1 protein-coding gene and 2 pseudogenes are annotated in these 3,072 nt (G+C 74.2%); 2 read left to right on the top strand and 1 reads right to left on the bottom strand.

What is annotated here, in order from left to right:
• Nucleotides 1–1,306, top strand: a 1,306-nt coding sequence (locus H5J33_RS29095) for a HAMP domain-containing sensor histidine kinase (RefSeq protein WP_181797794.1), incomplete at its 5' end; no start/stop codon positions are given.
• A gap of 14 nt (nucleotides 1,307–1,320) precedes the next feature.
• Nucleotides 1,321–2,631 (top strand): annotated as a pseudogene (locus tag H5J33_RS29090) (glycosyltransferase); the annotation flags it as partial.
• Between the two features lie 5 nt (nucleotides 2,632–2,636).
• Here the strand turns inward: H5J33_RS29090 and H5J33_RS38785 are convergent.
• Nucleotides 2,637–3,062 (bottom strand): annotated as a pseudogene (locus H5J33_RS38785) (RNA polymerase sigma factor); the annotation flags it as partial.
• Between the last annotated feature and the right edge of the window lie 10 nt (nucleotides 3,063–3,072).

The raw sequence follows: 3,072 nt of genomic DNA, 5'->3' as shown, positions 1-3,072 counted from the left end.
CCGGCACGGTCCCCAGCCCAGTGGCACGGTCGCGGCCGTGGTCGACGGCGGCGCCGTCACCTACGGCAAGGTCGGCGAGAAGTCCGAGTCCACGTTCGACATGAGCGCCAAGGACCTCACCGAGGCCCAGAAGAGCGCCCTCGGCGAGGTCGCCCGGGACGACAGGGCGCACACCGCGCGGCTGCCGGGGCTCGGCACCTACCGGGTCCAGTACCGGGGCGGCTACTACGTCGGCATCCCCACCCGGGAGACCGACAGCAACATCACCACCCTGATCCTGGTCGAAGTCTGCGTCACCGCCGCCGGACTCGTCGCCGCCGCCATCGCCGGCTACGTGCTCGTCGGCGTCGCCACCCGCCCCCTGCGCAGGGTCGCCGCCACCGCCACCCGGGTCTCCGAACTGCCGCTGCACACCGGCGAGGTGAACCTCAGCGAGCGGGTCCCGGAGGCGGAGTGCGACCCGCACACGGAGGTCGGCCGGGTCGGCGCCGCGCTCAACCGGATGCTCGACCACGTCCACGGCGCCCTGCACGCCCGGCAGCAGAGCGAGACACGGGTGCGGCAGTTCGTGGCCGACGCCAGCCACGAGCTGCGCACCCCGCTCGCCTCCATCCGCGGCTACGCCGAACTCACCCGGCGCGGGCACGAGGAGACCGGGCCGGACACCCGGCACGCCCTCGGGCGGATCGAGTCCGAGGCCGGGCGGATGACCCTGCTCGTGGAGGACCTGCTGCTGCTCGCCCGGCTGGACGCCGGCCGGCCGCTCCAGTGGGAGCACACCGATCTGGTCCCGCTGGTCGTCGACACCGTCAGCGACTCCCGCGCGGCGGGCCCGGACCACACCTGGCGGCTCGACCTGCCCGACGCGCCGGCCCCGGTCTCGGCGGACCCGGCCCGGATCCAGCAGGTGCTGGTCAACCTGCTGGGCAACGCCCGCAAGCACACCCCGCCCGGTACGACCGTCACCGCACGGGTGCGCCGGCACGGGCCGTGGGCGTGCGTGGACGTGGAGGACGACGGGCCGGGCATCCCGGCCGCGCTGGTGCCGCACGTCTTCGAGCGGTTCGCCCGGGGCGACTCCGCGCGCTCCCGCGCCACCGGGTCCACGGGCCTCGGGCTCGCCATCGTGCAGGCCGTGGCCGCCGCCCACGGGGGCACCGTGACCGTGGACAGCGTGCCCGGCCGCACCGTGTTCACCCTGTACCTGCCCGCCCCCACCGCTCCGGTGCCGGCTCCGGCAACACCCCCGCGACCACACTCACAGCCGCAGCACAGCGCCACCACATCGGCGCGACAGGGGGCCTGAGAAGAGTCGGTGCCATGCGAACCGACTCTTCTCCCGGCACCCTGCCGGCGCGGGAGCACCTCCCGGCCACAGACGCCGGTAGGCCTGTCCTGGACGTAGTGATCCCCGTCTACAACGAGGAGAAGGACCTCCCGCCGTGCGTGCGCCGGCTGCACGAGCACCTCGCGCGCACCTTCCCGTACGCGTTCCGCATCACCATCGCGGACAACGCCTCCACGGACACCACCCCGCTGGTGGCGGCGCGACTGGCGGCCGAGATTCCCGAGGTGGGCACCGTACGGCTGGAGCTGAAGGGCCGGGGACGGGCGCTGCGGACCGTGTGGTCGGCCTCCGACGCCCCGGTCCTCGCCTACATGGACGTCGACCTGTCCACCGACCTCAACGCCCTGCTGCCGCTGGTGGCGCCGCTGATCTCCGGCCACTCGGACCTGGCGATCGGCTCCCGGCTGGCCCGCGCCTCCCGGGTCGTACGCGGCCCCAAGCGGGAGTTCATCAGCCGGGCCTACAACCTGATCCTGCGCGGTTCGCTCCAGGCCCGCTTCTCCGACGCGCAGTGCGGCTTCAAGGCGATCCGCCGGGACGTGGCCCAGGTGCTGCTGCCGCTGGTGGAGGACACCGGCTGGTTCTTCGACACCGAGCTGCTGGTGCTCGCCGAGCGGGCGGGCCTGAGGATCCACGAGGTGCCGGTCGACTGGGTCGACGACCCCGACTCCACCGTGCACATCGTCCGGACGGCCACCGAGGACCTCAAGGGCGTGTGGCGGGTCGGCAGGGCCCTGGCCACCGGTTCGCTGCCGCTGGACCGGCTGACCCGGCCCTTCGGCGACGACCCGCGCGACCGCGAGCTGACCGGCGTGCCGCACGGCCTGGCCCGCCAGCTCGTCGGCTTCTGCGTGGTCGGCGGCCTGTCCACGCTCTTCTACCTGTTGCTGTACAGCGGCTTCCGGCAGGCCGCCGGCCCCCAGACCGCCAACGCGCTCGCGCTGCTGGTCTCCGCCGTCGCCAACACGGCCGCCAACCGCCGGCTCACCTTCGGGGTGCGCGGCCGGGGCGGCGCGGTCCGGCACCAGGCGCAGGGACTGGTCGTCTTCGGCATCGGCCTCGTCCTGACCAGCGGCTCGCTCGCCGCCCTGAACGCGGCCGGCGACAGCCCGGCGCACTCCACCGAGCTGGCGGTGCTCATCGCCGCCAACCTCGCGGCGACCGTGCTGCGGTTCCTGCTCTTCCGCGCCTGGGTCTTCCCGGACCGCGACCGCCGGTTCACCGGAACGGGGACCGGCCCGGCTCCGACGGCCACCGCTCCGGCCCCGGCCCCGACGGCCACCGCGTCCGCCGCCTCCTCCGAGTCGATCAGCGACTCCTCCGGCGTCCGCTCCCGGCTGGCCCGGTCCAGCACCCGCGGATCGTCGGTCAGGGTCAGCCGGGCGAGGCCCTTGAGCACCTTCAGGCACTCGTGCCGGGCCGTACTGGCCAGCCAGGCACCGGCCTTGTCGGACTCCCGGATGCGGCCGAGGTGCTGGGCGAAGCGGAACCACACGGTCTGGAAGACCTCGTGCCCGTCGGCCTCCGAGAGCCGGTGCGCGCGCACCACCGACCACACCAGCGGGCTCAGCCCCTCCACCAGCGCCTTCCAGGCCGCGGCGTCCCCGTCGACGGCGGACCGGACCAACGCGCCGACCTCTGTTCGGTCCACGACTCCACCCCTTGTATACGGCACGCCATCGTACGCCGTGCCGTGAAGGGTCCCGGCGCTCATACCGGCAGCG

The organism is Streptomyces sp. WELS2 (assembly GCF_013870595.1).
Taxonomy (GTDB): Bacteria; Actinomycetota; Actinomycetes; order Streptomycetales; family Streptomycetaceae; genus Streptomyces.
The sequence above is the reverse complement of the archived record's forward strand: the minus strand, read 5'-3'. Positions and strand labels throughout refer to the sequence as shown.